Below are 6,754 nucleotides of genomic sequence, written 5' to 3'. Positions count from 1 at the left end.
TCAGTCTCGGTAGCCTGGGCCAACTCGGCGATCGTCTTGGGCCCATCAACAAGATGATCAGCAACCCCAAGGAGAGCCGCCGCCCGAAGTGTAGCCGGATAAATAAAATCCAAAGTCTGTTCCAACAGGGAAAGGCCTGCCGCCTCCCTATCAGATCCCGTTATATTCTTTTTAATACCAAACATGTTCATGAATCCCTCCTTGTTTTAATGACTGTAATAGATGGTCGTTCATCCCTATCCACGGCCGTTCTCTAGAAAGGCTTTCAGATGTACATCCGTTGTACTGTGGGTTACTTATAACTTTCCTTCATCACCTCCCATCTGTAATATAAGGTATGGAAATTTAATGTTAGCCCTCTCCGTATATATGGCTTGGACTTCTTTGTCTGCAAGCATAAGTATATTTACTAGCAGAAAAAAACAGTAAATAGCACTATCTATTAAGTAATAAATTTACAAAGTATACATTATTTCACATACAATGAAGACAAAAAATACCCCAGTCTATTTTAACTTTACTTCATTAAAAAAATAGACGGAGGCTTCCCGTCGTATTCGGTAACTGGCTGGCATAACGGTTTGTACTCCGCCTTAGCCCCTTTAGCTTTGCGTCACCACCTTTCGATGGGTTTGCTATTATCGTACGAATTATGATATTGTCGGATGATTAAAAAATTTTAACTTTAATGTCATTATAGGCAACGTCCCAATAAAAAAAAATACCCAAAAAAGGGTATCTTATGGATGTGTTTTATAGATTGATTTGATAGTCGGATGGCCGAATTCGCAGTCTTCTCATCTAATCAGTTGAGAAAGTCATCTACAGTTCAAAATAAAAGAGAAGCTCCTATATAAGCAGACTTTCGCTTATCTTCAGGTGCTTCTTTCTTCCATTGGGTGACCTGGACCGGCTGAGTTTTTTTCTAGCTGGTCTTTACGTTTTATTGACCACCAAATTTACCAAAGCTACGGCCGAAACTCATCCCTCGACGACAGCAATCGAATACGTACAAGAGGTTTCTAGCGAACGCTTGAGGTTTATGAGGCATCATGGTGTTCATCCTATCCATGTCAAACCAGCATTATCACTGGCGGGTAAATACGACTGGAAGATACTTGTACCCAGACAAGAAGTTTGAGACTACGCGCTTGGGAACCCCTTTTACTTCCGCCGCAATGCGACGATTCAGTAATTCACCAAATAAAATCTTTAACTCTAACTTGGCAATACCGGCCCCTAGACAATAATGAGGTCCTGCACCGAATGCTAAATGACGGTTGGGATTTCGGCTTATATCGAATTGATGTGGAGTTTGAAAGACTTCTTCATCCCGATTGGCTGATGCATGCCATAGCGTGACTGTTTCACCGCAGCGTATGATTTTGTCCCTGATGGGTATGTCATTGGTAGCCACTCTCATGGCGTGTACATTGGGAGTTGTCCAACGAAAAATTTCGTCTATGGCGCTTGCCATTAGCGTAGGATCTTGCTTCAAGCGATCCCACTCGGATGGATGCTCAACAAACGCCAGCAATCCACCGGCCGCTGCATATTTCGTTGTTTCGTTCCCTCCCAACAAAAGGTTGAAACAGTTCAGGGCAATCTCCTGATCGCTAAGACGCTCCCCGTCAATTTCGGCCTGAATAAGACAGCTAACCACATCCTGAGCTGGATTCTTCCGCCGGGATTGAATAAGGCTAAGAAAATAACCGATGATTTGCATATTAGCCGTCGCCAGTGACTCCTTTTCTGTACACCCTCTCCAGAATTCCGGATCCTCTCCCGTAATGGCCGCCTTGCTTAGCTTGGCCATCCCCTCCCAATCGGACCTCGGAATTCCAAGTAAATCGCATGTCACAGCAACCGGTATCTTAGATGCCACTTCCTCTACAAAATCGAATACTTCACCTTCATTAACATGATCTAGAAGCTGACAAATAAAGGAATGCACCTGAGGCTCCATGTTTGCCACAGTACGAGGGTTGATAACAGAAGCAAGCAATGAGTTCAGCCGGGTATGACGAGGTGGATCTGTAACGAGTATCATTTTTCCGGCGGCCGGGTCCTTCTTACCGAACTGACGCAACATCGTACCGTATTCCGAGCTCAAAACTTTTGAATTTTTCCAAGCCTGTAAAATATCTTGATACTTGGTTAACGCCCAGAACCCTTCGGATTCCGAAACGCGGTTCCAATAAACCGGCTCGCTTTGTCTCAAGTTAGCAAAAAAGGAGTCCATTCTGCTACTCGCAAATAACTCAGGGTTTGTTAAATCGATATCAGTTAATTTCAAAACGAATCAACCTGCCCCTCTCACGAGAAAAATTTGTAAATCGACTGCTCCCAGACAAGATACATTAATTGGATATCCCATAGGCATAAACCTCGCTTTGAATTACTTCATATAATTAATCTGTTACATCGAACAAATAGAAATGATCACCAGAGAATGCGTGGAATGTGATGCGCCGTCAAGAAACTTCCACTTGTGTAACTATGCCCGAAAATGCCGTACTCCCCAAGGGTTCAACTTTGGAAATAATGCTTATGATGTCATCCACCGCATCGTCTTTTGTATTTATTAGAAAGAAGGGGGCCATCGAAAGGCTAAGTCTTAAGTAGACCTAGATTAGCCCCGTGGCTTGCGTCGTCACCTCTCGGTGGGTGGTTATGCTATTATCGTGCGAAGTATGAAGATGTCTAAGTTTTCATCACCTTGAATTTATGCTTTATGTTTTATTTTATAAAACTGATTCCGCGAATACAGCCATACAATTATCAGCTAGTTTATCGGCGAGCTGGACGATTAGCGAAAAGTCATTAATGAAGAAATAGGTTCCATTCGTAATATGTCCGAGCGCACGGAAAGTCGAATTTAGCCTGCCGTCTTTGTCGATAACGGATCCCGAATCAAAATCGACGTCGATTCCCCCATTAATGTCTTTGGTCACATAGCCTTTGGCCAGCAAGTTTTTGATCAACCTATTTTTAGAAACGTCTTTGGAAGGCCCCGTTGTATTAATGATGTGGTCACATACGATTTCCGGATCATGGTGGAGACTAACATAAAACTTCCCCCCCCTCTTATAGACGGATTGTATGCCACCGAAAATTTGTAGCTGTTTTAATAAAAGCAGGTGAAGGATTTGGTCAGCATTGATAAGGGGAACTGACGCTTTTTTGTTTAGATATGCCGCTAGATATTTCTGTACAAAGATTTGTTTATGATCCTTGGGAACCTCCCCCCAATATGGGCTTGTGACAGCATGAACATGCAATAAAAGAGGGAACCATGGATTTTTTATGGCTACTTTTTGTTTATAGCTTTTTTGATCATCCTGCGGTTCAGTTTTACTAAATAGAACTTCCCGCCAACTTAAGCCAGAAGCTTTAAACTCTTTTCTCATTAATCGAACAATATGACGCAAGCTTAAGTAGTCATTCTCTTTTATGAACGGATCGATGTTCTCAGGTGTATAAAACTTAGCATGAAATGGTTCTTCTTCGCCTCGAACTGCAGGGAGTTTCCCACCTCTTGAAAGCATGAATATATTTCCCTCATGACCTTGATATCGTAGAGCAAGAGCCATATCAATGGCCGTTAAACCAGAACCTATAACCCCTACGGCTTCTTTTTTTCCTATCTCTTTTAATGTATCTCTAGCCGGAAAAGGACCATGAATATATCCTGGCTCTCCCATCAGACCGTAATGATCATTCGGTTTCATGACACCTATGGTAAGCAGTACAAAATCATATCTTAAGCATTGCCCATCTTCCGTAAAAATCTCGTACTGTTCATCGCCCCGCTTGTTTATATCCGTAACCTTCTTCATAATAAAATCACTCTGAATGTGATCCTTGGCTCTCTCAAAAGAGTCATAAAGTGTTTCCGTGAGATACTCTCCAAAAACCCTCCTCGGGGGAAAATCAGTATTCATAAACAGCTGGCCATATTTTCCCTGCATCCAATCCACGAAATGATCGGGATCTTTTGTGCACAGCGACATCGTCTGGGCAGGAACGTTGACTCTTAAACAATCGTAGTCCTCTTGGTAAGGCAATCCAGGTCCGGCAGTGTTTCCTTGCTCAAATATGGTTAGTCTAATCTTTTTCAAGTTTTGATCGAGTACACGGTCGACGAGCGACTTGACGAAAGCAACGGCCGAAGAGCCTCCTCCAACGACAGCAATCGAATACGTGCTTGACGTTTCTAGCGGTAGCTTGAAAGGTTCAAGTGCAGGCATTGGAGATGTTCATCCTTTCTATGTAAACCTGTTGTCATATGTTGTTGGTGACACTAGATACTTTTGACCTGAACCGCATTGGCCTCCGTCTTAAAGAGATCGACTGAGGCCAATGTCAGTTTGAAAAGAGAGTGGAAGAGTTCTTTATACTGATTGGCCGGAACGTGCTAAGAGTGACTAAATGGTTGTCTTCATACAAACCGGAATGTGTTTAACCCCGTTAAGTAGGTTGGAACGTACTCTAACAGTCGGCCCCGTTTTTTGGAATCAGTCCCTTTGGAACAATCTCGGTGAGTAACAGATTCATTTCCATTCTGGTCTGGCGAAGTTTCCGCCTATACCGTAGTGTCTGCCCGTTCAGCAGGTGCCAATTTAGATCTGGGGACCCGCCATGATAAAAAAGGAGCTGCGCCTAGCCCTTAATGACAGGACAGCCTCCTTCTGATCTCTGAGCAGGATTTATAAAGTTTCGGATTTTTCTCTTATAGGCTGGTCCGATATGCCCTCAATCTCCTTGGCAAATATCAAAGCTCCGAGTTTGAATCCGCCACTGCTTCGGCGATCGAAACGTAGCTACCAGTATTGAAAACGCGTGTCAACCGCAAGCCGGCTCCGGCAAACAATTGCCGAAGCTCCTCTTCCGTACGTTCACGACCTCCTTCGTACATCGCCATGACAATGATGTCTAGTAACTTACTTGCATGCGGCATATTTCCTGGCGGAATAACCGGATCCATAACGAGAACCCGCCCGCCAGGAGCCATCGCCTTCCTGATGTTCCGCAAAATCTGCGTGGATTGTTCATCGGGCCAGTCATGCATAATGGACTTGAGCACATAGACATCTGCACGAGGAACCGACTCGAAGAAGTCCCCTGAAATGAGTTCCCATCGGTCATCAGCTCCAAGCTCCCCTAGTCGGTGCCTAGAAAGAACGTCTGGTCTATCAAATAAGATACCGTGAAGTGTAGGATTTCTCCGTAATATCCGCAACAGTAGTCCGCCTAAACCGCCGGCGATATCGACGACCGTTGCGCCTTCGGGGAAATCATAGCTACGCACAAGAAATTCGTTCTCAATATCAGACTGCGATGACATTCCGACGTGAAAATCATCGGAAGACGCTCCCTTCTCAGACACGTAGTCGAAGAAAGGCATTCCAAAAATCTTCTTGAAAGGCGGATCACCAACAACAGCCGAAGCAAGTTCACCACTCGGACGCCAAATGGTCTCATCGGTAATCATCAGCACCCCGGCCCGCAGCGACAGCGGCGCGTCTCTACGCAGGAATTCTCCGGCGGGTGTCAACTCGAAACTTCTGTTCTCATTTTCGCGGAATACCCCCCTCGAAGTATTCAGTCGCATAACTCGATAGAGCCGCAACTCATCCGCCCCGGTGGCCTTGGCCAGCTCGGAGATCGTCTTCGGCCCATCAACCAAATGATCGGCAACTCCGAGGTGAGCAACGGCGCGAAGTGCAGCCGAATAGGCGTACTCCATCGAAAGTTCCAACAAATATAGACCTGCTTCATCATTTTCAGGAACTGATATGTCCTTTTTGTACTCTAACATATTACGGCTTCCTCCTTATTATGTAGCTATACTGGGTGGAAACGATTTCGACTGCTCATTCGTACTACGACTCGCAAGATAAGGTACAAAAGATTTGATACGAGCAGAAAATGAATGCCAAAAGGCTGACACCATTGGTGAGTTTTACCGAACCCGATTCACAGTAGACTTACCTGAAAGATCAAGTGTAGCTGCGGGTATCGATAATAATGTTATAGTTGATGAATCGTCTATCTTTTAGCTCCTTTAACGATATCCCCCTAATACGATATATAAAAAAACCGTCTTGATTGCATAGCGAAATAGACGGAGGTTTCCGCCGTATTCGGCAACTGGCTGGCTTCACTACCATAAGTTGATCACATTAACCCCAATAGCTTTGCATCGCCACCTTTCGATGGGTTTGCTATTATCGTACGAAGTATGAATATGTCGAATTAATAATAATTATAAGAGGATCATTATCTCATAGATGTGCCTCAGTCGGATGTAGGATGGCCTTCTTAATCGGCTACCGCCTCAACGATGGAAATATAGCACCCCGTATCGATGATGCGGGTCAACCGTAAGCCTGCTTCTGCAAACAATAGCCGAAGCTCCTCTTCCGTACGTTCACGCCCTTCCTCGTAAATCGTCATGTTTATGAGGTCAAGGATCTTACCTGTGTGTGGAGTATTCCCCGGCGGAATGACGGGATCCATCACCAATACCCGGCCACCAGGAGCCATAGCCTCTCGGCAGCAGCGCAAGATACGAATGGCTTCCTCGTCATGCCAGTCATGCATGATGTACTTAAGCACGTAAATGTCTGCCTTAGGGACCGACTCAAAGAAATTCCCTGGCGCGAGTTCCCAACGGTCCTCGGCACCAAGTTCCCCTAGTCGATTCCTTGGTAAAACATGTGGTCTATCGAACAAAATCCCGTGCAAAGTT

5 protein-coding genes and 2 riboswitches are annotated in these 6,754 nt (G+C 44.8%); all 5 genes read right to left on the bottom strand.

Annotation, left to right across the window (positions count from 1 at the left end):
- Positions 1-185 (bottom strand): hypothetical protein (locus DP091_RS30465; RefSeq protein WP_373456964.1); only part of this gene is annotated, 185 nt, incomplete at its 3' end.
- A 371-nt stretch (positions 186-556) separates the two neighbouring features.
- A riboswitch (cyclic di-GMP riboswitch) is annotated at positions 557-647 on the bottom strand.
- 440 nt (positions 648-1,087) lie between these two features.
- Positions 1,088-2,296: a cytochrome P450 gene (locus tag DP091_RS30460; RefSeq protein WP_113061756.1), complete on the bottom strand. Its 1,209-nt coding sequence runs from the start codon at positions 2,294-2,296 to the stop codon at positions 1,088-1,090.
- A 448-nt stretch (positions 2,297-2,744) separates the two neighbouring features.
- Positions 2,745-4,250 carry an FAD/NAD(P)-binding protein gene (locus DP091_RS30455; RefSeq protein ID WP_113061755.1) on the bottom strand — a complete coding sequence of 502 codons (1,506 nt, stop codon included), beginning with the start codon at positions 4,248-4,250 and terminating at the stop codon, positions 2,745-2,747.
- 524 nt (positions 4,251-4,774) lie between these two features.
- Positions 4,775-5,821 carry a methyltransferase gene (locus DP091_RS30450; protein ID WP_220091192.1) on the bottom strand — a complete coding sequence of 349 codons (1,047 nt, stop codon included), beginning with the start codon at positions 5,819-5,821 and terminating at the stop codon, positions 4,775-4,777.
- Between the two features lie 324 nt (positions 5,822-6,145).
- A riboswitch (cyclic di-GMP riboswitch) is annotated at positions 6,146-6,239 on the bottom strand.
- An 85-nt stretch (positions 6,240-6,324) separates the two neighbouring features.
- Positions 6,325-6,754 (bottom strand): methyltransferase (locus DP091_RS30445; protein ID WP_258394754.1); only part of this gene is annotated, 430 nt, incomplete at its 5' end.

The sequence above is a fragment of the Paenibacillus sp. MDMC362 genome (genome assembly GCF_003269305.1).
Classification (GTDB): domain Bacteria; phylum Bacillota; class Bacilli; order Paenibacillales; family Paenibacillaceae; genus Paenibacillus_AQ.
This window is presented reverse-complemented; position numbering and strand designations above follow the sequence as displayed.